Consider the following 24,392-nt stretch of genomic DNA (forward strand, 5'->3'; position numbering starts at 1 on the left):
TGACAGCCAGAGGGAGACTCCCCCTGACTGATGTTACACATCTTCTTTATCCTAGTTCTTCCACCAGCTGATCCAGCTTAACAGTGCGCTGCTCGCCCGTTTCCATGTTTTTCAGTGCAATTTCACCTTGAACCAGCTCATCTTCACCCAGAATCGCAGTATACCTTGCTTTAAAGCGATCGGCTGATTTCATCTGCGCCTTCATTTTACGACCCAGATAATCTCGTTCTGCGGAAAATCCAGCTTGACGCAATTTGAATAGTTGTTTGGTTACTTCCGTTTCTGCCGCCTCACCCAACGCCACCATATAGATATCTAACGGCTTGGATTCGTTCAGTTTGACACCTTGATGCTCCAAAATCAGCTGGATTCGCTCCAGTCCAATACCAAAACCAATCCCTGGCTGATCCGGTCCGCCCAGATCTCCAACCAATCCGTTGTAGCGGCCGCCTCCACCGATCGTGTCTATGGCACCAATTCCTTCAGCTTTGAATTCGAACGCTGTCAACGTATAATAATCCAACCCCCGTACCAAGCGCGGGTTAACTGTATATTCCACACCCATGGCATCCAAATTTTGCTTCACTTTCTCAAAATGTGTGCGAGATTCCTCGTCCAAGCTATCCAAAATCGAAGGTGCACCTCCAAATTTGTCCTGGTCATCTTTGCTATCCAGCACTCGCAGCGGATTACGCTCAATGCGTGCTTGGCTCTCCTTGGTCAACGTATCCTTAATTGGCATCAAGAAGTCCACCAGATGCTGCCGATAAGCTGCGCGACTGGCTGCATTACCGACGGAGTTAATCTCCACCTGTACTCCTTTCAGACCCAGTTCACGGCAGAATTGATACCCGAAAGCAATAACTTCTGCATCCAGTGCCGGATCGACCGCCCCAAATGCCTCAATTCCAAATTGGTGAAACTGGCGCTGACGCCCAGCCTGTGGACGCTCATAACGGAACATCGGACCGATATAATACAGCTTAGTTACATCCGGCTCCCCGTATAGTTTGTTCTCCACATAGGAGCGGACAACCCCTGCTGTTCCTTCCGGACGCAAAGTCATGCTGCGCTTCCCTTTATCCTCAAAAGTATACATTTCCTTTTCCACTACATCCGTCGTTTCACCCACACCTCGAACGAACAAATTCGTTTGTTCGAACATTGGTGTACGAATCTCTCGATAATTAAAGCGGCGGCTAATCTCACGGGCTTTTTCCTCGACCACTTGCCATTTTTCTACACTGCCCGGCAGCAAATCCTGTGTTCCCGTCGGTTTTTGAAAGGCCATTAACGTATCCCCCCATCGTTGTATTTCATATTGTGCTCTTTCTTCTTGCTCCACTTTCAATATAAAACAAAAAATCCCTCGTCCTGTTAACATTAACAGGGACGAGGGATTGTCGTTTACAAATCACCCGTGGTACCACCCACATTCCGGAGTTTGTCCAGACAACCAGCATAAAATCACTCATTGCCCGTCAGCAATATACTGACTCCGCTCATACGTATAACGCCCGTAACGCGCAGTACGGCTATTATGCAGGACCATCCACTGTCGGCACAATTACAATGTACTTTCAGTAGGGTTTCCTCAATTGTTCGCCGCCTGTTCTCGGGGAGGTCATTCATCCGTTCATCAAGGGAATTTTTACAGCCTGGAAATTCCTCTCTGCGCTTGTGGGTTCGGAGTACTTGGTCCCGTCATCAAATCATTTTTCATTATTTTATGATTTTAATGAACCGCTTCGACAAAGTCAAGACATTCTATAGCTTCTCTGCAACTTTGTATCATTGTCACACATGGACACGAAGAGTTTCCGATGTTCGCCAGGTAGGCAGACACCTCACAAAATACAAAAAAACAGCCTGACTTAAAAAGCCTAAACTGCTTTTAGTGATGTAATGTATCCCTGGTTTTTCCTAACAGTCTGTGTTTGGGAACTATCGCATGCTTTGACGAAGGATGGGAGAATTTACGTATCTTCATATTTCAATTTTATGTTTTCCATTTATTTAATTCAGATTACAACTCGTTTCTTTAATATAATGAAATTGGATTTCAGCGATTGTTTATAGTGGAAGGCCAGTCTCCAAGAGATTTAATGCTTCAGATAATAATTCAGAAAAATTTTCAGTTGGATTTTCCGCATAATGCAACATAACAGATATGTTAACACCTATGACGGCGCCTGCAAAAGTTCGAATCTGCAAGTCTCCAGGATCTCGTCCCACCCGTTTGGAAACCATCTCAGCAATCATATGCATTGTATCAGTCAAATTATTCAAGGTTGCAGCCCGGAGTTCCGGTACTGACATCACGAGTTGGTTACGCTCACGTGTAGTAGACATTTCGTCGCCGGACATGTCAGACATGGTTGCTAACATAGCATTACGCACAGCTTGAAGTGGAGTTAAATGAGCTGGCTGTTCTTCAAATGCAGATATAAGCAGGGGATCATAGTTATCTGTAACAATCACATCCTCCTTGCTCGAAAAATAGCGAAAAAAGGTGCTTGGTGAAATCTCCGCTGCTTCTGCAATCTGTTCCACAGTAGTTTCGTTATATCCCAGTTCGCTGAATAGGCGTAACGCATGCATTTGAATCGATGCAATGGTTTTTGCTTTTTTTCGCTCCCTCAGCCCAAGATTTTGCTGGTGTTCAAGTGACATTTGTTTCACTCCTCAATAGATTGCTCATTCAAGTTTCACTCCTCATCGAGCAATTTGCTTCAGCATATATTTTTGACCACATGCACACTATTGCCCGATTTTGCGTTTACACTCAGTTTATCATGATCCTTTGTACTTCACGATACCCAGGATTGTATTATTCCTGACTGTAAAGCAATACATCAAAACTTGAAACCACTCCAATATCAGCTTTTATAGGCGAATATGCGGCGTACAGAAGCTGATAGGTTGAATCAGGTTGGTTCTATTGAGAAATTCAAAAAATTTATCTCCTCACCTCGTTAGTACAATTCCCTGCCCACCATCAACAATAACCCTGTCGCCGGTTTTCATTCTTGTAGTAGCATTTCCACATCCTACAACAGCTGGTATGCCTAGCTCTCTGGCTACAATAGCAGCATGAGAGAGTGGTGCTCCTATATCTGTTACAATCGCAGCTGCTTTTGGAAAAAGTGGAGTCCAGCCTACATTCGTTGTCGAGGTCACCAGTATTTCACCAGGAAGGAGCTGGTGTCCATCCTCAGGATTCCTCAGTACACGTACAGTCCCCTCAATTCTACCTGCCGCTCCAGCAACTCCTTCAATGATTTCGGAATGGATAGAGCTATCTAATGGTATATATGGATCATAATAATCTACTCTGCGATTGGGATCCTCCATCCATTGTAAAGGTTCAAATCGCCCACGTATAATCGAGGGGAACGCAGGCAGTTGCTTATATTTTAAATAGTTCACTTTTCTGGTCGAGATTCTCTCCTCAATAACACTTCCTCCTGCAAGCCAGCCCAATATCTCATCTACATATAAAAAAAATACATCTTCTCCTATGCCAATCAACTCGCCTGCTTTCAGCGCGAAAGAGCGATTTAATCTGAAGACACGCGTCCATTCCGAACGAACAGCTTCCCTTAAATGCGGTCCTTCAGAAATTTTTGCTATGACACGTTTCAACTTATTTATCTTGTATGGAAAACGCTGCTCCAATCTTCTCCAAACCACTTCATTTTGTTCACGTTGTTTATACAATAAATCGTCAACATTTATTCCAGATTTCTTTGTTTCTTGGATTTGCTTTTCCAGCCAACTCGGTTCTTCTCTTGGATCAGGTATCGATAGCTCAAACTCATGTGGGCCTCGATGCCCATATTCCAATAGATAATCCTCCTGACTCATTTCACCTTTCACGACTGAAGATATACCAACAACAGGTCCCAAGCTGGCCAAACCTGTACTTCCGCTCAGATTAGATAGAAGTACACTAGCATCATCACGTCCAAGCCATTTCTCCAACTTTTCCTTCAATCGAACAAAATTTTGCATCTTGCTACTAGGTCCTTCCAGTGCAATCCACATCGCTTCAATATTTTTAGGCCAAAGCTGCTCACGCCATAATGTAATCAATTCTTCCTTGGACTGGACATTGCCAATTAACTCTTCCGTTTGAGTGCACCAGGCCGCTGTTTCTTTTATGTGCTGTGGTAATAATTTCATCGCTTTTCGGGTCTGTTTAAAAGCATACAGCATCTTGGGGAGCATTATTTTAATGAGCTCTTTCCTAGAAAACGGATATATAGGAATTTGGATTTCATCTGGAATTTCCCCAAAAACATTGCTCATTTTTTTTAATATTGACTTTTTATTCCACCCAAATGCAAAAAAAACGGACAATGGTACACTCACATTGGAGTATACTCTTCCACAGATATTACCAGACATTAAATAATGACCAGGAATCACATTATGTTCTTCGTCCAAAGCACGAATAATAGACCAGCTTAAGGGAGTAACAACATCTGAAATGGATTCACCTACATTAGTATTCGTCCAAAGAAAATCACCTGATAAAGAATCATTCCATTCAAATGTATCCATATTTCCAGGGCTTAAAGTAGTAACAGGTCGTGCTTGTAAAAAAAAGAGTTGGCCATTGGCAATGGCCCATTCAATATCCTGTGGTTCTCCCATCGCTTTTTCCAGACGGGAAGCATACCAATATAGCTTTTTGATATAAGGAAGTAATTCTTTTGGCCCTTTATATCGACCTGAGGGTTTAAATAAGGAGAAAACACGAGCATTTCCTTTACCAGATACCAGTTGCTCCCCTAACCCGAACACAAAATTTCCAGACATTACTGAACGATTGCCCGTAATAGGGTCTGCTGTAAAAAGAACACCCGAGATTTCAGAAGGAACCATGATTTGGACTACAATCGCCATTTGGTGTGCTTCTTCAAAACCCTTAACTGCACTGTATGCCCGCACCCTCTCACTGTATTGAGAATGGTGAACCACATACAAGGCTTTCAGAACGTCCTCGTTTGTTTGTACTTCTAAGACACTTTCAAACTCTCCTGCAAAAGAAGCTAAGGCTGAATCCTCGCTCAAGGCTGAAGACCTTACTGCAAATGAGACATTAGGGTAATCCTTACGAAGCTTTTCCAAATACCTGATCATTTCTTTCCATGTCTTTTCCTTAAGTTTTTCCCCTTGAAAGGCCTGTGGAAAAACAATAAAACCATTAGGAATCGGATAACCAGCTTGAAGCATCCTAGCAAGCATCCCTCCTTTGCCTCCGGTCCATTTCCGCAGCTCAGGAGTTATCTCTGCAAACCATTCTATTTCATTACCCATTTTGACACTTCCTAACTTTTTCAGTTGTAATATTTCGGTCCCGTAATTGGAAATGGGTATATTTATTGTTTATATTTTTATTATTTCGGGACTTAGTATCTTTTTACACTTTATACAAAAAGACAGTCAGTGTCAAATTAAATAATCTTTCACTTTTTTTGTATCCTGTATCGTTAGCCTCATAGCAACTTACTGTACAAATAAGTCCTAAAAAAGAAAATAGCCTGCGGAAACGGTCCGCAGGCTCAAAAAGATATATCAAAAGGGGGTCATGCTGTTATTATAAACTGCTAATATTAAGGAATGATGTTTCGAATATTACAATTGTATTACAGTCACTCTTTTGTAGCTAAATTCTCAAGTATCGACAATCTTGTGCCGTGCTCTCAACTTTAATCCAACTGCGATACATATCCACGATTGGAACGCAGCTTATAAATGACCTCATCATAATCGGCATCATTCACCTTTGCAGATAATACATACCGTAATTCATCTTGATCACCGTTAATATACACATCTGTTGCACGGAGCAACCCTCCGTCATGATTCGTTGTTCCGCTCCGATCTTCATCCAGATCCCTTTGGGCTGAGCCAGAGTTAATCTGGCCATCCTTCACATCTGGTAAAATATTCTCGCCATAAGCACCCGCCGCAGGGATTGCCGCACCCGCTGAGCCTCCTGTGCTCACAGAGCCAGTATTGTTATAAGGGACCAACGGAATTAAAACCCTCGTCTCCCGACCGAGCGTCTCATCCAGAGCACCTACTTCCAAATGTTCAGTTCTATAAGCCTGAAGCGAAGCTCTAGCGCCCTCAGCTTCATCTTCTGTGCGAAAATAAGCCTGAATCTGTTTAGCCATATCAAATCCTCCTCGTTAGGGAATTGTACTGGCATAAATCTAGGAAGCATTCACGGAAATTACAATGCCTTTAACAACTCACGCACAAAAGCGGGCTCATCCTTAGGGGTCCGAGACGTAATAAAGTTACCGTCCACAACCGCCTCTTGATCCTCAAAATGAGCACCCGCATTAATCAAGTCATCTTTCAATGGAGGATAAGCTGTAATCGTCCGACCTTGTAACAAATCGGCACTCGCCAAAATTTGTGGCCCGTGACAGATAGCGCCAATCGTTTTTTTGGACTCATTAATTTCAGTTACAAATTTCAGAACATTTGCATCCAAACGGAGATTTTCCGGAGATGATCCACCAGGAATAACAACTGCATCATAATCACTTGATTTCACATCTGCAATGGCTTTTTCAATAGTATAGCTTGCTTTACCTTGCTTACCGCTCACTTTCTCACCTTGCTTCAGCCCAACAATATCCACCTCATGTCCAGCCTTTTTTAATTCATCATAAGGTACCTTCATTTCGGAATCTTCAAATTGGTCAGCCAATAAAAATGCAATTTTACTCATGAATGTTCAGATCTCCTTTCCGGTTATCCCTGATACAAGTTTAAAATTAAGTTTATTTTTCTACCACGATTTGTTATTACCCGCTTGATCTGTTTTTATAACAATTCGCAGCGGCGGAAAAGAAAAAGGAGCCTTTCGGCTCCTCCACTAATTCAATGCTACATATTTTATTTTTGGCCACTTTATGCTACTTTCGGGTGGCACCTTATTAACGCTCCATTTAACCCAATGTTACCTGCGCGGCAAAGCGCCGCGTCCTGGCTTGTCTATGGCTGTTGCAACATGCTGTAATAACGTATCAGCATTACGAGTAAGGCTGATTGCCTCCTGCATACTACCGGGAAAAAGCAGCATAGTGCTTCGATGCCCGTCCATTTTTGGGGTTTGACGCATAGCTTCGTCTCTCCTGTCACCCTTAGGCTATCCGCCTGGCTAATCACCAATTGGGATGACATTATGGTCCCTCTGAACAGCTATTTTATTCTACTCAGACCTCGCCGTGAATGTATAGTTACGAACGTTCGGTATCCAAAATCAGTGTGACTGGGCCCCAGTTCGTCAATGAAACATCCATCATAGCCCCAAAAATTCCCGTTTCTACCTTCAGGCCCTTGGCTCGAAGCTGACTGTTGAAGAAATCATACAGCTTCTCCGCTTCCTCAGGTTTGGCCGCCCCCATAAAGTTAGGCCTTCTTCCTTTACGGCAGTCACCATACAACGTAAATTGAGAGACAGACAAAATGGCTCCACCGACATCCAGAACGCTGTCATTCATTTTGCCTTCAGCATCATCAAATATACGTAATCCCGCCGTTTTATCCGCCAAATAAACGGCATCGGCTGCTGTATCTCCCTGACCAATACCAACCAGCAGCATTAATCCGGTTCCAATCTTGCCAACCACCTTTTGATTCACCGTTACCTGAGCGTCTTTACAGCGCTGAATAATGATCTTCATCGACTATCCGATATCTCCTTTAACCTTCCCTTTTAAAAGGTGCTCACAGCTGTACTACGGCTCTCTTAGCAGCCTATGGGTCTTTCTACCCAAGATATGTTACAAAGGCTATAAACCTATCTGTACGCTTCATAAGGTTATTGCATAATCCGATGCACGGTGTATACATCCTTCACCCGTTTAATCCGTTCGACAACAGAATGCAAATGATCCGTGTTGCGAATGAGAATCGTGATGTGAATCATCGCCATTTTATTTTTATCTGTACGACCTGTAACGGCCGAGAAGCTGGTTTTGTTCTCAGAAATGGCCTGAAGCACTTCATTCAGCAAACCGTTGCGATCATGGCCCGTAATCTCAATATCGACACTGTAATTGACTTCCGCTGCTTCTTCCCACTCTACTTCAATCACACGCGCCTGGTCTTCGCCCGTACCCGAAGGAATATTCGGGCAATCCGTCCGGTGAACGGATACGCCGCGTCCACGTGTTACATAGCCAATGATGTCATCTCCCGGTACGGGATTACAACATCGTGCAAAACGAACGAGTAAATTATCGACGCCTCTGACGCTGACACCGTTGGTAGGTGTTTTTTTCCGTTCGCCCTGCGGCTTGTACTCCTTGACCTCGGTCGTCAATTCGATCAACCGTGCCTCTTCTTGTTCCTTACGCAGCTTCTCTGTCAAACGTGTACAGACCTGCGCTGCGGTTATACCACCAAAACCAATCGCAGACAGCATATCTTCGGAATCGTTAAAAGAGAACTTCTGCGCCACTTCCTGAAGCTTGTCGTCGCTCATCCACACCGATGGCTCGATATCGCGTTTTCTTAGCTCACGTTCCAGATTTTCACGGCCTTTTTCAACATTCTCCTCACGCTTTTCTTTCTTGAACCATTGTTTGATTTTACTGCGCGCGTGAGAGGACTGAGCAATTTTGAGCCAGTCCTGACTAGGTCCATAAGAATGTTTGGACGTCATAATTTCGACAATATCCCCAGTTTTAAGCCGATAATCCAAAGGTACGATTCTTCCATTTACCTTAGAGCCAATCGTTCGATTGCCAACTTCGGTATGAATACGGAAAGCAAAGTCCAGCGGAACGGATCCGGCTGGCAACTCAATGACCTCTCCCTTAGGAGTAAACACAAACACAAGGTCTGAGAAAAAGTCCATTTTGAGCGATTCCACAAATTCCGACGCATCCTTCGCTTCATTTTGCAGCTCCAGGATTTCTCGAAAAAAGGTGATTTTATCCTCAAAGTTAGTGTTGTTTGCTCCGTTGCCTTCTTTATAGGCCCAATGGGCCGCAATCCCGAATTCAGCGGTACGATGCATATCCACTGTGCGAATTTGCACCTCGGTAGGCTCCCCGTTAGGACCTACTACTGTCGTATGAAGGGACTGATACATATTGGCCTTAGGCATAGCGATATAATCCTTAAACCGCCCCGGCATCGGCTTCCACAACGTATGGATAATCCCCAGTGTGGCGTAACAGTCTTTAATGTTATCCACAATAATTCGAATCGCCAGCAAATCATATATTTCATTGAACTGCTTGTTCTTCGTCGTCATTTTTTTAAACACACTGTAAATATGTTTAGGGCGTCCGGACAGATCAGCCTGAATGCCCATCTCTTCCAGCTTTTCTCTGATACGCTGTATGACATTATCAATAAACTGCTCCCGCTCTGCCCGCTTCTTATGCATCAAATTAGCAATGCGATAATACTGCTGAGGATTCAGATAGCGCAGAGCAATATCTTCCATTTCCCACTTAATGGCTGAAATACCCAGTCGGTTTGCAACCGGACAGAAAATCTCTAACGTTTCATAAGCAATCCGACGCTGGCTTTCCTCTGACTGATATTTCAAGGTACGCATGTTGTGCAGACGATCTGCTAACTTAATGACAATGACACGAATGTCCTGCGCCATAGCAATAAACATTTTTCGATAATTTTCGTTCTGTTGTTCTTCCTTGGAACGGAACTGGATACGCTCCAGTTTCGTCAGACCATCGACAAGCATCGCACATGTATCGCCAAAATGCTCGCGAATCTGCGCCAAAGACACCGTCGTATCCTCCACAACGTCATGTAAAAGAGCAGCGATAATGGAGATGGTATCCATCTGCATATTAACGACGATATCAGCAACCGCAAGCGGATGCAGAATATAAGGTTCACCGGACTTACGAGTCTGGCCGGAATGGGCCTGTTCGGCAAAATCATAGGCGTCCCTGATGCGGATAAGATCTGCTTCTCTGGTATAGGCCCCGGCCTTTTTAAGTAATTGCTCTATCCCCATTCTGCTCTATTCCGTGTCCTTTCTATGCAAAATGGAACCCGCCGATCAATGTCGCGCAAAGGTTCCCTTTTAAAAGTGATTTCCTACAATTATGACGGTTAGCACGTCACACGTCAACTATTACAGGTTTGGCATTGTAGCATTATTCTGTCACACATGGATAAGTAAAATGAGGAATGTTGACGAAATGAAACGAATTATATTGAAAAAATTACGAAAAGTAATTAATGTATATAAGAATAATTGAAAGAACTAAGGAGTGAACTGCGTTGCAACGCGAAATTCAAGTTAATGAAAAGCTACCGGCAGGACCTGGGTTCCTGCTCAGCGTACAGCATTTGTTTGCCATGTTTGGCAGCACTGTGCTGGTGCCGAATATTTTCGGCGTCGATCCCGGCATGATTTTGCTAATGAACGGTATTGGCACATTGTTGTACATCTGGATCTGCCGTGGCAAAATTCCCGCCTATCTCGGCTCCAGCTTCGCTTTTATCGCTCCAGTCAGTCTTGTGCTTAAAAACAATCCCGGCGGCAACGGCTATGCTATGGCCCTCGGTGCTTTCATCATTACAGGTATTATTTTCTGCCTCGTCGCACTGGTGATCAAATATGCCGGAACCCGTTGGCTGGACGTCGTATTTCCTCCAGCTGTTATGGGCTCCATCGTAGCCTTAATCGGTCTGGAGCTGGTTCCGGTTGCAGCAGGCATGGCAGGCATTATCAATGCCGATCCTACTAAAGCTTGGACTCCAGATCCCAAAACGATTACTCTTTCGCTCGTTACACTCGGGGTTACTGTTCTGGGTGCGGTGTTGTTTCGTGGGTTTGCCAAAATCATTCATATTCTGATCGGTATCGTAGTGGGCTATGTGCTTGCTTATTTTATGGGCATGGTCAATACACAGGCCATCGCAGACGCTCCTTTTTTCGGACATCCTGCAATTACCACTCCAGTTTTTAATACCTCTGCTATGCTGACGATTCTTCCTGTTGCTCTGGTCGTCATCGTAGAGCATATTGGTCACTTACTTGTGACTAGCAACATTGTCGGGCGTGAGTTGTCCAAAGATCCTGGTCTCCACCGCTCTCTGCTGGGTAACGGTATTTCCACCGTCATTTCGGGTTTTGTCGGTTCTACGCCTAATACGACTTATGGTGAAAATATTGGTGTCATGGCATTAACTAAAGTGTACTCTGTATGGGTTATTGGCGGAGCGGCTATCATTGCCATCCTGCTGTCCTTTTCAGGCACGTTCTCAGCGATTGTTTCTAATATTCCAGCTCCAGTTATGGGTGGCGTATCCTTACTATTATTCGGTGTCATTGCTGCCTCCGGTCTAAGAATCTTCGTTGAGCAAAAGGTTGATTTCGCCAAGCCAACTAACATGCTACTTGCGACCATCGTGCTTGTTGTCGGAATCAGTGGTACTACGCTCACTTGGGGCGCTGTAACCTTGAAAGGTATGGCATTGGCTACAATCATCGGCATCATCCTCAGCTTGTTCTTCAAGCTGATTGACGTGCTCGGCTGGTCCAACGATAAATCGCAGGCACCTTTAACCGAGAAAACACCAGATTGATATCTTTTTTTCAACTTTAAAACGCCGCTCCATGTTAGTTATGGATCAACACGCTCAGGCTGTATAGACAAGCGTGTAAAGATCCATATCTCATGGAGCGACGTTTTTTTTATGCACTGCCTTTTTTTCTAAAGATATCACACACGAAAGCGAGATACGACCTGATTAAGCGTATCAGAGACACCTGTAAGTGTCTTGACAGAGCTGTCCATACCTTCCAGATCCTTAAGCTGCCGTTCGGATCGTTCCGAGGCTTGCTCTGTACGTTTAGCTGAAGCTTTCGCAATGTCTGCAAGATATCCAATAGAGGCTGCAACTTCCTCTGAACCTGCCGACATTTCTTCTGAGGCAGATGAAACCTCCTGCACTTCTATCGCCACCTGCTGAATATCTTGATTCATCGCAATAAAACGTTCTTCCACCTCAAGTAAAATAGATACTCCTTCATCCATCTCCAGAGCACCCTGCTGCATTCCTTCCAAAGCTAATTTGGTTTCTTCCTGCATGGATCGGATTCGACTCGTAATTTGTTCCGCAGACTCGCTCACGTTTACAGCCAGCTTGCCGATTTCTGAAGCCACCACAGCGAACCCTCGGCCATGCTCCCCTGCACGTGCGGCTTCAATGGAAGCATTCAGTGATAGCAACTTGGTCTGCCCACTAATTTCCTGAATCATTCCAATTATGCTGCCAATTTGGGCGGACCGCTCATTCAATGAGCTTACTACCCTGCCTGCCTCATCCATAGATATTTTCGCTTTATGCATTCCTTGGTTGACCACGGTCAACCGTTCATTTCCTTGTTGTGCCTTATGTTCAATCTCAGTGGTAGCCTCGGATACATGCTGGATAGATTCAGCAATACGCTGTATGCCAACAGCCATTTCTTCCATCGCAGTCGCACTCTCTGCTGCTGCGACCAATTGAAGCTCGGCTCCTTCCTTCACCTGTGCCAGTTCTCCTGCATTATGCTGCGCATCTTTAGTAGCCCCAGAAATCTCTTGGGAAATTTTTATAGATACGCCTGAGATAACATCTGACTCTTCGCTCAAACGTGATGCCATTCCTCTGGTTGCCGCAATCACCTTATTGATCCCGTCAGCCATTTGGCCAAATTCATCCTTACGTTGTTGTGTTAGTTCAACGCTGTAATCCCCATGAGCCATACGATTGGTTATCTGCATAATTTTTTTAATCTCTTTGATCATACCTGAATTGTTAATTAATAACGCTCCCATAATTAGCAAGATGCCTATAACACTAACAATAAGAAGAAGTTTAAGCATTTCGTTCGCAGAGCGGTTCAAATCGGATTCTGGCAGTAATACGCCGATTTTCCATCCGGTTTGTGGGAGTGTTTCGTACATTATCCGGTAGTCCTCACTATCAATGGGTACGGATAGTTGTCCGGACGTACCACTTTGAATAGATTGTGCTGCTTCCGCATTCATCGTTTTTGTTAACGGCTCGCCTGCTTTTAAGGACGGAAGACCGGATGACAAAATGGCTCCATTCTTATCCATCAAGATCGCACTACCGTTAGCACCAAACTTCATTTTTTCAATAAACGTTTGAATGTTTGTCATATTCAGGTCGCCAGTAATGACACCTAACAGCTTCCCTTCCCTGTCATAAAATGCTTTCCCTGCAGTAATCATATTGACTTTCAGTCTGCTATCGTAAAAAGGCTCCGTAAAATTTATTTCCTTACCACGTTCCACGGCTTCTGTATACCATGGCTGTGTTAAGTAGTCATATTGTGGATCATCATATTCAATCGTTTGCTTCACTAGCTGGCCATCTCTATGCACATATATGGAACGGTAAGTCACTCCCGGATCATACGCACCTTTAGCAAAATAAATGCCCAACCCGTATGACATATCATTTAAAGCCAACTCTTGTTCAAAAAAACGTCCATAACCCTCAATGTTCATTCCTGCTCCCAGTTGTTCCGCACTCTTAGTCAGCATCGAAACAAGTAAAGCATGACGATCTACGTTAGCTGCAATATCCGATTTAACCCTCGACAAGGAATGAGCAGCATTTTGGCTTATTTCCGTATCTAGCTTCTGCTTGGCAAAAAAATAAGACAAAAAGCTGATTAAAATCAGCGTTATAAGTACAAGCGGAATCAAGGTAGAAAATGTCCGTGCCTGTAAACTCTTAAATCGAAATAAACCCAATATGACCACCTCTGCTCCTTTTTAATTATTTATCGACATTTATTTTAAATTTTTTATAACTATTCCCAATAAAAACAGTGGTAATTTGCACCAGTCAAACAAAGTCACACCTAAAACGCTTCTAAACAAAATAGCCCGATGGAGCAACTCTTTAGATAAAGAGATGTTCCATCGGACTATTTAGGCAATCCATACATAATTATTTCCCGGGAAACCCAGGTTTCGAAATACTTAATACGTAATCAGGGTGAATACATCTACGTCAGGCAGCTTCGCCCGACCGTTTAGATCAGACAGCTCGATAAGAAAAGCAGCCCCTGCCACATTGCCACCAAGCTGGCGTACCAAGTTTACGGATGTAGCAATAGTTCCACCTGTAGCAAGCAGGTCATCAGCAATCAAAACATTTTGGCCTGGCTCTATAGCATCCTTATGCATCGCCAGCGTATCTTTACCATACTCCAAACCGTATGCTTCCTCAATGGTTTCTCCAGGGAGCTTGCCACTTTTACGGATGGGAATAAAACCAACGCCAAGCGCATAAGCCAGAGGCGCACCGATAACGAATCCACGTGCTTCTGGACCTGCAATCAAATCAATTTTTAAATCCGATACCAATTCCTTCATATCGTTGATAGCCTTGCGGTACAGTTCACCATTTTTCATTAGGGTTGTAATGTCTTTAAAACTAATCCCTGGTTGTGGAAAATCGGAAATCACCCGAATATATTCTTTGTAGTCCAACTTAGTTCCTCCTACTGTAAACTTCAAATTAGTATATACATTTTACAACATAAATTACGAAATAGTATCTCAAGACGCACCCTTCATAAGAGACATAATCCAGCTCGTCATCTGGGTGGTGTCCGCATCCAGCAAATACCGCTCCATTTCAGCCATATTATATAATTCCTGATAGCGCGGAGAAGCAGTTAAATCCCGCTTGGGCGGATTGGATACAAAACGGAATTGACCATCTGTACGCGTCATAAACTCAAGCTCTTCGAAGATGTCCAATACTTTGGATAACATGCGTACTGAACAGGAACACTGTCGACTAAGAGCAGGCAGCATTGCCTTTTCATCAATAGGCTGTGTTCCCAATCGGGAAAGCACAACGTAAATGCGCTTGAACAGCTCTCTGTCTGGGCTTACGAGTCGACCGCCACGTTCACTGACTGAATGAAGGAGAAATACGTTTTCTACATTTTCAAAGGTAGACCATAATGCCTGGAACTGATCCGGTGTATCCGGCGGCTCCAGTACGAACAGCGACTTCACAGAGTGCTGTGCATCTCTTTGACCATCACTGGGAATAACGCTGCCATCTTTATCGTATAACCATAAGGATTCAGTGTCCACGGAGCTAGATGTACGAAGCCTAGATGACGGGTGGACCAACACCGCAACGTCTTTCTTTCTTTCCTCTATGCGTGGATGAAAGATCTTGAGTCCCCGCTCTAATTCGGCAAAAGGGTCCGACACTCCACGATAATCAAAAATTTGCGGCGCCTGCACTCGAATGTCCTGCATCATGAGCTGGAGAGACCTTTTACCGTTCCATTCGTTAATTGACAATTCACCCAGCAGATCTATCTCCGTTTCTTGCTGTAAAAAATCAGCCAAATCGCCACGACGGAAGGCAATCGCGTCCAGCGATAAACCGTTCTGCTCCAGCAGGAGCTTCACATGATTTTTCTCACGTCCCATTTTACGAGCCTCACGCAATTGCAGACCCTGTAATACGAATCGTGGAGATGGATTCCCCATACCAAAAGGCTGAAGCAACTCCAGTTCTTCAACCACTTGCAAAGATACCTCGTCCAAACGACAGACCATATCAGCCTCAGCTACAGGAATGAGATCGTCTGGTGTCAAAATGGAACCCGCATAGCGGTTCAGCTGCTCTTCAAACAATTCCAGATTATCACAGGACAGCGTCATACCCGCTGCCGAAGGATGACCACCAAAATGCTCCATAAGCTCATGGCTGTCCGTAAGAGCACTGTAAATATCCAATGCAGGAATAGAACGGGCGGAACCTTTGCACATGCCTGTCTCAGCATCTATACCCAGAATAATGGTCGGTCGATAATAGCGATCCAATAGCTTGGATGCCACAATTCCGACAACGCCGACATTCCAGCCTTCACCAGCCAACACAATAACTGACGGTAGCTTGCCTCCATTCAGTTTGGATGCCAATTGTTGCTCGGCTTGCTCCACAATACGTTCAACCACCTGTTGACGCTCACGATTGAGCAGGTCCAGCGCATGCGCAAGTTGGTCTGCTTCTTCCTCTTTTTCTGTCGTTAGCAAAGAAACGGCTCGTCCTGCATGATCCAGACGCCCGCTGGCATTAATCCGCGGAGCCAAGGCAAATGCGATGTTGACTGAAGTCACTGTAGATATATCTACGCCCGCTACATGGAGCAACGCACGAATCCCCGGAAAAGCAGAGTTTCTCATGGATTGAATCCCTCTGCGTACCATCGTCCGATTTTCACCATGTAGTGGCATCAGATCGGCTACCGTGCCGATAGCGGCGATTTCAAACCATTCCTCCGGCACTTCACCCAACAGCGCCTGAGCGAGCTTCAGGGCAACACCAACACCTGCAAGACCTTTAAATGGGTATGGGCAACCGGGGAGCTTCGGATTAATCAAAGTATATGCCTCGGGAAGTACTGCAGGCGGCTCATGATGGTCCGTCACAATAACGTCTATCCCCAAGGAAGTTGCATAAGCAATTTGCTCTACTGCACTAATTCCCGTATCTACCGTAATGACCAGTGTAACTCCCTGCTGATGTGCCCAATCAAGGGCATGGTTATGCAGACCATATCCCTCGTTAGAACGATGAGGAATATAAATATCATAGGAAGCCTTTAGAAAACGCATGAGCTGAATCATCAATGATGTACTGGATACGCCGTCCGCATCATAATCTCCATAGATTAATATATGCTCGCCACGTTCCAGAGCCTGACGAATTCTCGGCACAGCCTCTTCCATACCAAGAAGCAAAAAAGGGTCGTGTACATCGTCCACACTTCCGTACAAAAAGCGGTTTGCTTCCCCGGCGGTAGTGACGCCCCGGTTCACTAAAAGCCGGGACAACAATGGTGAAATCCCCAGTTCCTCTGTCAACAGCTGAGCCGCTTCCAGGTTAGCCTCTGGGGTCTTCCATCTGTACTGCGAATGAAGCAATCCTATTCACCTTTCTTTCATAGTCGTCCTGCCCTATTGAAGCAACGACGACACATCATTATCTGGCAGTTCATGATTGGATTTGTATGGATATCCGGCTTGATAAGAAATGAACTGCATTTGTACATGGGTCACCTGTGGAAAACGGGCTAACAGTAAATTTTTGGCTCGATCGGCGATTTCCTGCGCTTCCTGTACCGTAATCCGCGGGTTCACACTTATCGTTACATCCACTGTTATGAAATGCCCTGTTTCCTGGGCATGTAAGTGTTCAACCGTTACAATACCATACACCCGTTGAATCGTCTCCATAAAGCGTCGGGAGTCTTCCTCCTGCAAGGGCTGCGCAGGAACCTGGTAAGCGGTATTCATTACCATCAAATATCCTTTACGCAGCACCAGACAGGCTACGAGCAAAGCTGCGGTTGGATCAAGATATAATAATGCAGGCCATTCCATTGCTTCGCCAGTCATTGCGCCGATCATGCCAATCAATGCAATCAACGATGCATACAGCGAGTAACGTTCATGGTTTGCGTACCGATCTGCTTCCTCTTTATGACCATGTTTAATCGAGTAGCGATATTGAAACTGAAATAGCGCTTCTCTCAATACCAACGCAATAAATACGGTAATTAATGCATACAGACCGGGTGCCTGCGGTTCCGAACTGCTTAATGAACGAACAGCCGAGATAGCTAGCTGAAGACCGCTCATCAGCACTAAAATAGCCAGTACCACAGATATGACCGTTCGAACCTTTTCACCGTTTCGCAACCGTGCCAGCATTCCGTGCCCTGTAGCACCCTTGGAACACAGAAGCTCCTGCAAACGGGAAGCACTATCTGCAGCCGTGTGCAGTGCATCTCCCAACAACGCCTTGCTGTTTGCCGCATAACCGACGGCTCCCTTTAGAACAGCCAGCGCGAGATTACCTACAATCCCGCTCAACGCCGCAGTTTCCAATGATCGGCTGCGTTCGCTATTCACAACGTTTCCCCCTCAATCCTGAACTAACCCTTTCCCAATAAAGCTCAATCTAAAATAACCGAATTTCTCAAAATCAAAAACCATTCACATTTAAGTGCCACTACTGAGCCTTACTTAAGGTAAATCTTAAAACCTTAGAAAACCGCGCCCAAGCAGACGCGGCTTTCTCTTTAATTTATACTACTGGTATTTGCGTAACTTAAGACTTTGCAGTTTTGGCCGCGCCCCCGCCAGCTGTCGGAGATTTTTGTTTTCCTTTCAATGCCACCCACAGCGGGCTGGCAATGAAAATGGAGGAATAAGCACCAAACAACAAACCAATGACCATTGCAAGTGAGAACATACGGATCGATTCGCCGCCAAATATGAACAAACATACGGAGGCAATAAACACCGTAAACACGGTTGCAAGTGACCGAGTCATTGTCTGCGCAATACTGTGATCAACTACCTGCTCTAAGTCGTCCCTGGACTTCTTCTTCGCAAATCGTAGATTTTCCCGAATACGGTCAAAAATAACGACGGTGTCATTAATGGAGAAACCAACAATCGTCAGAATTGCCGTAATAAAGGTCAAATCCACCTCAAGCCGGAAAAGCGAGAAAATACTGATAACGAGGAAGGCATCATGCAACAACGAAACGATGGCTGCAATGGCAAACCGCCATTCAAACCGGATCGAAATATAGACCGCTATGGCTACACATGCTAGCAAAATCGCCCATATTGCATTCTGCTCCAGTTCTTGTGCCATTTCCGTATCCACTGTATTGACCTCAAACGAAGCCTTCGGATCCAGCTGTTTATTAAAAGAAATCTTAAAATCATTCACTTGCTGATCCGTCAACACCTGTGAGAAGCGAATGCCGAAACGCTCTTTCCCCGGTGTATAATCCACCTCTTTCCCAATCCCCTGCTTATTCAGCAAAGTTTGAATCTGTTCTTGTGTAACGGCTTTAGTCAAATTGATATCCACATTGGAACCGGAACGAAAGTCTACCCCGTAATTCAAGCCGAATATTGACAAGCTTAGAATACCAAGCAGTGTGATAATAATCGAGAACGTGTAAAACCACTTGCTCATCTTAATATATTTCAAGTTCCAATTAAAGCGCACTGATATCACTCTCCTTCACACCAAAATACTTGGCCTTCTTCACAGCATCCGCTTTAACCAGCAGATTGAGTAAGAAGCGGGAGAAGAAGATATTCGTCAAAATACTGGTGACAATATCAACGATGAGCACCAAAGCGAATCCTCGAACGGAGCCTGTTCCCAGACCAAACATAACCGCTGCCGCTATAATTGTCGTAACATTGGCATCCATAACGGTACGGAACGAAGCCTTACTACCTGCAATGACAGAAGAACGAATCGTTTTGCCTGACTTGATTTCTTCTTTAATCCGTTCATACGTAATGATGTTGGCATCGACCGCCATCCCGATCCCGAGCACAAAGGCGGCGATACCTGGGAGTGTGAGTACGAATCCACCCAAGTAGAAAATCGCAAGCACTACCCAGGTATGAACGATGAGACAGAAACTGGCCACTAATCCCGGTACACGGAACATTGCAATCATAAATACCAGAATAATGATCGAGCCGATCAATCCAGCACGAATCGTCTGATCCAGTGACAATTGACCCAGCGTAGCACCTACACTCTGAGAATATTTTTCCGTCAGTTTGAGCGGAAGGGCACCCAGATTAATCGTATCCGCCAGTTTATTCGCTTCATCACGAGTGTAGCTACCTGTGATTGACGCGCTACCGTCCGTTAATTCCCCACGCACTGTGGGTGCAGAAAGCAATTCCTGATCCAGGAAAATAGCTAATTCTTTATTCAGAAGTCGCTTTGTGATTTCTGCAAATTTAGCTTTGTCCTTGACTTTGATACTAATCTCAGGTTGATTCAGCTGGTCATAGCCTACAACAGCGCCATTCTCCACAAAATCATTACCGCGGAGCTCAATTTTGCTGTATTGACCTGGCTTCTTAGCATCTGCTGCCGTTGCACTGCGAAACGTTAATTCTGCAGGCTTTTTCAGCATGGAGCGAACTTCTGCCTCATTAGTGACACCAGCAAGCCGCACGCGAATACGGTTGCTCCCCTCTGTTGTTACTTCCGGCTCAGTCGTACCGAGCGCATTAATCCGTCTCTCCAGACTTTGAGCTGTTTGTATAAGAGACTGTCTGGTTACACTCTGCCCGGCTTCCAAAGGCTGGGCTTCATATAAAATTTCAAAGCCTCCCTTTAAATCGAGGCCTAATTTTAAACTGTTCAGTAGGCCCGGGCTTGTCCCGATCATAACACCAGTAGTTATGAGCACGACCACGATGAAACTTAGAATTCTCTTCATTCCGTCCCATGTTCCCCTTTCATTCTCAATATTCCTATTATAGCTACCCCTCAAAAAGCAGTCAATTTGAACGCAAAAAAAGACCCCCTTCTATTCGAAAGTGGAGCCCCGTAATGCGGACATAGTCAAATAGTTCATAAAGCTCGTCGCTTTAAGGGAAAGTATATCGTTAACGAGCTTGTGCAGCGGAGGAATACCCTCCTTTTCATATTTATGGCTGACGCAATTCCACACGTCCTTACTTGTGACATGCTCATAGCCTACGAGAATCAACTCGTCCGCCTTACTTTGACAAAGCATCTCAATTGCGTCATCCCAATCCTGCTCATCCAGCTCTTCCATACCCACGATGGCCGTTCCTCCTCCCAGCGACTACCGGTTCCGCAGATCAGCAATTAGCGGGGTTATTGACTGCTTTGTAGAACATTTCTGTCCTGATCCTGGAAAACCCTTCTTCTCGTTGAAAATAGCCTTAAATCAACAATATATGCAATCATTTCGCTCGTCAATAGCAGAATTCACCACTCTCCCTCTTGTTGTCTAAATCACTTTGTTTCTGAACGGAAAAGCTTGTCATGAAGATGGACAGGTCCAGCATATCTTCTAAAGTAATGTATAGACGCAGAATTACATTTTGGGGAAGAGGGAGTTGCGATTGAAAAAGCAGACATTCATCCATGGAGCAATTATTTTATTGGCAGCAGGAATTATCAACCGGATACTAGGTTTTATTCCCCGAATCGCACTCCCGCGTATCATCGGCCCCGAAGGAGTTGGCTTGTACCAACAGGGGTATCCCTTTTTTATCGTTCTGGTGACGCTTATTACAGGGGGAATCCCTCTTGCGGTAGCCAAGCTAGTAGCCGAAGCCGAAACGGCGGGACAGCCCGAAATGTCGCGGCGTATTTTGCACACCAGCCTGCGCTTAACCATTACACTCAGTCTGATCGCCATGGTGCTCTGTCTTGTGTTCGCGCCTTGGATCACAAGCCATCTTCTGACCGACAGCCGCGTGTATTATACATTCGTGAGCATGAGCCCAATGATTGTCATTGTAGCTGTTTCTTCAGCTTATAGGGGCTATTTTCAGGGAAAGCAAAATATGATTCCTTCCGCTAGTTCCTCGATTGCCGAGACCGTTATGCGCATTTTTTGTGTCATTTGGTTTGCTTACTTGTTACTTCCCCATGGGGTAGCCTACGCTGCTGCAGGTGCCATGCTCGGTGCTCTGGCGGGCGAATTCATTGGCATGATTGTGCTTCTATGGCAATACGTGTGTAACCAGCGAAAAGATCGCATCCTTCAGCCGAATTCACCTGGCCCCTCCTCTGAGGTTTATCCCGAGCAATCATCTGTTTTGTCACGTCTTATGTCTATATCCGTTCCCGTGACTGCTGGAAGGCTTGTCGGTTCCTTATCCTATTTGCTCGAATCTATCTTGTGCATGCGCAGCCTTGCCGTAGCAGGCATTGCAACTGGCGTGGCAACCGCACAATATGGAGCCATGCAGGGCATGGTCATTCCTGTGTTATTACTACCTGGGGTTCTGACCAGTTCATTAGCTGTTTCACTCGTTCCTTCGTTATCCGAAGCAGCGGCTAAGGGGCATATTATAGCCATTCACAAACGTCTACATCAATCGCTTCGGCTCGCTTTGGTTGCAGGAGCCCCATTTGCCGTGATCATGTATGTATTGGCGGAACCTCTGTGTCTGCTACTCTACAATAATGGCGATATTGCAGGAATGCTTAAGCTCATGGCACCTTTTGCTCTTTTTATGTACATTCAGGCCCCGCTTCAGGCAGCACTTCAGGCGTTAGACCGTCCTGGAAGTGCCTTATTAAATACCTTTATCGGAGCCGTTATCAAAATTGTGCTGATCGTCTGGCTTGCATCCCAACCTCAGTACGGTATCTACGGAGCTGTCATCGCCATTTGTATTAACAGTGCCATTGTTACTCTCCTTCATGGCTTCAGTGTCAGCAGGCTACTTCGCTTCCGCGTACGTTTGCTCGATTTCTGGAAGACCGGGATAGGCATGATCATCATGGCAGCAGCAGTGTTATATACCTACAGACATTTAACGATGTTCGACCAAATGTGGCTCCAATTTATTTTTTCCGCAGGCTTGGGAATTATTCTGTACCTTTTCCTGATGACCTTGATCAAAATGATTGATTGGGACAACCTTACACGCATTCCAATCCTGAGAAGATGGTTTAAAGCATAAGAAATCTAATCCGAAGATTTTCCATAGGCCGGTGGTGTAATGTACACATCACCTCTATGGTTAACCGAGCATAAAAAAACATCCTTAAAATCTTTGTGTCCCTTCGCTTGAATTTGATTTTTAAGCCAAAACCGGTTCATATCCATTCGTTCCAAATTTCGATCCAGCACCTTACCATCCATGATTAATGGAATAGGCAGTCCCTCATATCTAAACTTTCCACCGATTTGTGGAGAAGGATGGACTTTATCCACCTGTAGCTCTTTGTTTGCCAAATCTGTTCCGTTTAATTCCTGCTTCATTTTTTCGTGTTCCACTCCGACGTTATCATCCTTACCTATAACCGTTAGCTTACCTGTCGTTTCCAAAATAACATATTCAACTTCGTCCAGACTTTCTATATTTTGTTCACGAAGTTGTAACAGCAAGTCATCCAAATTGTAACGTTGTTTCACCATTTCGTCCTTGTTTAATTGTCCATTAGAGTACAATACACTGGGCCTACCATCAAATAGTAAGCGCAGTCGCCGACTTTTCAGACTGAAATAGGAAATCCCAATTTGCAAAATTAACAGCACTCCTAAAGGAATCAATCCTTCGTAAAGTGGACGTTTTATGTCCTCCAGACTGAATACAGCAATTTCTGCAATCATAATGGATATGACGAGATCGAAAACAGACAATTTACCGATCTCCCTTTTACCCATCAAGCGCATCACCAGATATACAATAAAATACATGAGCAGCGTCCGAAAAATATGAGCAAAAATATCGTGACTCAATATGTTCGCCTCCTCCCCTGTACTTGCAATAAGACATGAGTCGTTCATTGTACACGTATTCTGACCGTTCCTCACTTGGCTCATACAAAAAACAAAAGGCTAAATTATTGAAATAAAGAGAAAGACTGCTTGCGACTTGGTACTAAGCCGTGAGGCTTGGCCATAGAATGATAATAGTTCAAACCTTGGTACAGGAGGAATTATCAATGGAGCTCATTCGCCGCTGGTGTTCGTTTCGTCTGGCCCATCCTATTTTATCCGGCTTATTCTATGCTTTTGCATGGATGCTGCTTGGCGCATTGATTCTTTCACTACTCTTGTGGCTGACACAGATGCAGGAACAGGACTTATCATTGTATACGTACATCGTCCATGCATTCGCCATGCTATCTGGTGGCTTCGTCGCCGGTAAAAGATCAGCAAACAAAGGCTGGTATCAAGGCGGTATTACAGGTATCCTGTATGGACTAATCGTTCTGCTGGTCGGTTTTCTGGCATTGGATGCGGGCATGGTCGGCAAGGACCTGTTACACTTAGGTTTCGCGTTTGTCATAGGCGCAGGTGGTGGGATGTTTGGCATTAATCTCAACAAGTAATCAAAATGTTTGTACCCATGTAATAAAACAACACAAAAAACCGAGCCTCCTCAAAGGCTCGGTTTTTGTATAACGGTCACCAGCATTTTACGATTTGGAAACAACTTCCTCAGATGCCGTGTCTTTTGCAATCGCGTTGCTGATTGCACTGCGGTCAAAGGTCAGCTTCGTGACATCATTCACACGCAAAACTACTACATCATCCGTAATCTCCATAATTGTACCGTGAAGACCTCCGATTGTAATGACTTTATCTCCCTTTTTCAAAGCTTGAAGCATCGTTTGACGTTGCTTTTGTTTTTTCTGATTCGGGCGAATCAGCAAGAAATAGAAGATTACAAACATCAGAGCCAGTGGCCAGATCATTTGAAAAAGTCCGCCAGTTCCACCGGGTGTAGCAGCGGCTGTAGCAAAATGAAACATGTTAA

At 44.8% G+C, this 24,392-nt stretch carries 20 protein-coding genes; 3 read left to right on the forward strand and 17 right to left on the reverse strand.

The annotated features are described in order from the left end of the window. Positions 1–46: 46 nt before the first annotated feature. From hisS to MKY98_RS19650, 8 genes are all read right to left on the reverse strand, one after another. On the reverse strand, positions 47–1,291 hold the full coding sequence (gene hisS / locus MKY98_RS19615) for a histidine--tRNA ligase (RefSeq protein WP_069012464.1): 1,245 nt from the start codon (positions 1,289–1,291) through the stop codon (positions 47–49). Between the two features lie 782 nt (positions 1,292–2,073). Then, positions 2,074–2,673 (reverse strand): acyl-CoA-like ligand-binding transcription factor, encoded by a 600-nt coding sequence (locus MKY98_RS19620; RefSeq protein WP_029514826.1) that lies wholly within the window; start codon positions 2,671–2,673, stop codon positions 2,074–2,076. A 294-nt stretch (positions 2,674–2,967) separates the two neighbouring features. Next, on the reverse strand, positions 2,968–5,241 hold the full coding sequence (locus tag MKY98_RS19625) for a PEP/pyruvate-binding domain-containing protein (RefSeq protein ID WP_204366465.1): 2,274 nt from the start codon (positions 5,239–5,241) through the stop codon (positions 2,968–2,970). Between the two features lie 476 nt (positions 5,242–5,717). After that, on the reverse strand, positions 5,718–6,188 hold the full coding sequence (locus tag MKY98_RS19630; protein ID WP_069012463.1) for a hypothetical protein: 471 nt from the start codon (positions 6,186–6,188) through the stop codon (positions 5,718–5,720). Between the two features lie 59 nt (positions 6,189–6,247). Continuing rightward, a complete protein-coding gene (locus tag MKY98_RS19635) occupies positions 6,248–6,754 on the reverse strand; it encodes a type 1 glutamine amidotransferase domain-containing protein (RefSeq protein WP_069012462.1) in 507 nt (168 codons plus the stop codon). A gap of 231 nt (positions 6,755–6,985) precedes the next feature. Next, positions 6,986–7,147, reverse strand: coding sequence for a hypothetical protein (locus tag MKY98_RS19640; protein ID WP_165150826.1), 162 nt, complete (start codon positions 7,145–7,147; stop codon positions 6,986–6,988). A gap of 118 nt (positions 7,148–7,265) precedes the next feature. Next, complete coding sequence (gene dtd / locus MKY98_RS19645; RefSeq protein ID WP_069012461.1) at positions 7,266–7,712, reverse strand: D-aminoacyl-tRNA deacylase; 447 nt, start codon at positions 7,710–7,712, stop codon at positions 7,266–7,268. Positions 7,713–7,849: 137 nt separating this feature from the next. Continuing rightward, positions 7,850–10,027 (reverse strand): RelA/SpoT family protein, encoded by a 2,178-nt coding sequence (locus MKY98_RS19650; protein ID WP_025720225.1) that lies wholly within the window; start codon positions 10,025–10,027, stop codon positions 7,850–7,852. A gap of 269 nt (positions 10,028–10,296) precedes the next feature. Here MKY98_RS19650 and uraA point away from each other — a divergent pair, with 269 nt between their 5' ends. Next, positions 10,297–11,607: a uracil permease gene (uraA, locus tag MKY98_RS19655; protein WP_069012460.1), complete on the forward strand. Its 1,311-nt coding sequence runs from the start codon at positions 10,297–10,299 to the stop codon at positions 11,605–11,607. A gap of 137 nt (positions 11,608–11,744) precedes the next feature. Here the strand turns inward: uraA and MKY98_RS19660 are convergent, their stop codons facing one another. From MKY98_RS19660 to MKY98_RS19690, 7 genes are all read right to left on the reverse strand, one after another. Further along, positions 11,745–13,793, reverse strand: coding sequence for a methyl-accepting chemotaxis protein (locus MKY98_RS19660; protein WP_069012459.1), 2,049 nt, complete (start codon positions 13,791–13,793; stop codon positions 11,745–11,747). Positions 13,794–14,024: 231 nt separating this feature from the next. Then, complete coding sequence (locus MKY98_RS19665; RefSeq protein ID WP_029514814.1) at positions 14,025–14,537, reverse strand: adenine phosphoribosyltransferase; 513 nt, start codon at positions 14,535–14,537, stop codon at positions 14,025–14,027. Positions 14,538–14,606: 69 nt separating this feature from the next. After that, a complete protein-coding gene (gene recJ, locus MKY98_RS19670) occupies positions 14,607–17,003 on the reverse strand; it encodes a single-stranded-DNA-specific exonuclease RecJ (protein ID WP_069012458.1) in 2,397 nt (798 codons plus the stop codon). 33 nt (positions 17,004–17,036) lie between these two features. Beyond that, positions 17,037–17,993 (reverse strand): cation diffusion facilitator family transporter, encoded by a 957-nt coding sequence (locus tag MKY98_RS19675; protein ID WP_029514810.1) that lies wholly within the window; start codon positions 17,991–17,993, stop codon positions 17,037–17,039. A gap of 199 nt (positions 17,994–18,192) precedes the next feature. Beyond that, positions 18,193–19,110 carry a protein translocase subunit SecF gene (gene secF / locus MKY98_RS19680; RefSeq protein WP_081317613.1) on the reverse strand — a complete coding sequence of 306 codons (918 nt, stop codon included), beginning with the start codon at positions 19,108–19,110 and terminating at the stop codon, positions 18,193–18,195. After that, positions 19,100–20,356: a protein translocase subunit SecD gene (secD, locus tag MKY98_RS19685; RefSeq protein WP_039275022.1), complete on the reverse strand. Its 1,257-nt coding sequence runs from the start codon at positions 20,354–20,356 to the stop codon at positions 19,100–19,102. Before secD ends, secF begins: the two co-directional genes overlap by 11 nt. 90 nt (positions 20,357–20,446) lie before the next feature. Beyond that, positions 20,447–20,704, reverse strand: coding sequence for a post-transcriptional regulator (locus tag MKY98_RS19690; RefSeq protein WP_013311570.1), 258 nt, complete (start codon positions 20,702–20,704; stop codon positions 20,447–20,449). Between the two features lie 307 nt (positions 20,705–21,011). Between MKY98_RS19690 and spoVB the strand changes: the two genes are divergently transcribed. Continuing rightward, positions 21,012–22,586, forward strand: coding sequence for a stage V sporulation protein B (gene spoVB, locus MKY98_RS19695; RefSeq protein ID WP_069012457.1), 1,575 nt, complete (start codon positions 21,012–21,014; stop codon positions 22,584–22,586). Between the two features lie 5 nt (positions 22,587–22,591). Here spoVB and MKY98_RS19700 read toward each other — a convergent pair whose 3' ends face one another. After that, complete coding sequence (locus MKY98_RS19700) at positions 22,592–23,368, reverse strand: DUF421 domain-containing protein (protein ID WP_029514807.1); 777 nt, start codon at positions 23,366–23,368, stop codon at positions 22,592–22,594. A 206-nt stretch (positions 23,369–23,574) separates the two neighbouring features. Here MKY98_RS19700 and MKY98_RS19705 point away from each other — a divergent pair, with 206 nt between their 5' ends. Next, the gene (locus tag MKY98_RS19705; protein WP_029514806.1) at positions 23,575–23,964 is read left to right on the forward strand and encodes a TIGR04086 family membrane protein; all 390 of its coding nucleotides are present in this window, start codon (positions 23,575–23,577) and stop codon (positions 23,962–23,964) included. 87 nt (positions 23,965–24,051) lie between these two features. Here MKY98_RS19705 and yajC read toward each other — a convergent pair whose 3' ends face one another. After that, entirely contained in the window at positions 24,052–24,387 is a 336-nt protein-coding gene (yajC, locus tag MKY98_RS19710) for a preprotein translocase subunit YajC (protein WP_029514804.1), read from the reverse strand. Positions 24,388–24,392: the final 5 nt, after the last annotated feature.

Source organism: Paenibacillus sp. FSL M8-0228, assembly GCF_038007385.1.
Taxonomy (GTDB): Bacteria; Bacillota; Bacilli; order Paenibacillales; family Paenibacillaceae; genus Paenibacillus; species Paenibacillus polymyxa_D.

Excerpts from the sequence above, each read along its gene's own strand:
- MKY98_RS19620 (WP_029514826.1), bottom strand. The coding sequence starts at position 2,673 with ATGTCACTTGAACACCAGCAAAATCTTGGGCTGAGGGAGCGAAAAAAA.
- MKY98_RS19705 (WP_029514806.1), top strand. The coding sequence starts at position 23,575 with ATGGAGCTCATTCGCCGCTGGTGTTCGTTTCGTCTGGCCCATCCTATT.
- yajC (WP_029514804.1), bottom strand. The coding sequence starts at position 24,387 with ATGTTTCATTTTGCTACAGCCGCTGCTACACCCGGTGGAACTGGCGGA.
- MKY98_RS19640 (WP_165150826.1), bottom strand. The coding sequence starts at position 7,147 with ATGCGTCAAACCCCAAAAATGGACGGGCATCGAAGCACTATGCTGCTT.
- dtd (WP_069012461.1), bottom strand. The coding sequence starts at position 7,712 with ATGAAGATCATTATTCAGCGCTGTAAAGACGCTCAGGTAACGGTGAAT.
- MKY98_RS19650 (WP_025720225.1), bottom strand. The coding sequence starts at position 10,027 with ATGGGGATAGAGCAATTACTTAAAAAGGCCGGGGCCTATACCAGAGAA.
- secD (WP_039275022.1), bottom strand. The coding sequence starts at position 20,356 with ATGAAGAGAATTCTAAGTTTCATCGTGGTCGTGCTCATAACTACTGGT.
- hisS (WP_069012464.1), bottom strand. The coding sequence starts at position 1,291 with ATGGCCTTTCAAAAACCGACGGGAACACAGGATTTGCTGCCGGGCAGT.
- MKY98_RS19630 (WP_069012463.1), bottom strand. The coding sequence starts at position 6,188 with ATGGCTAAACAGATTCAGGCTTATTTTCGCACAGAAGATGAAGCTGAG.
- MKY98_RS19625 (WP_204366465.1), bottom strand. The coding sequence starts at position 5,241 with ATGCTTCAAGCTGGTTATCCGATTCCTAATGGTTTTATTGTTTTTCCA.
- MKY98_RS19635 (WP_069012462.1), bottom strand. The coding sequence starts at position 6,754 with ATGAGTAAAATTGCATTTTTATTGGCTGACCAATTTGAAGATTCCGAA.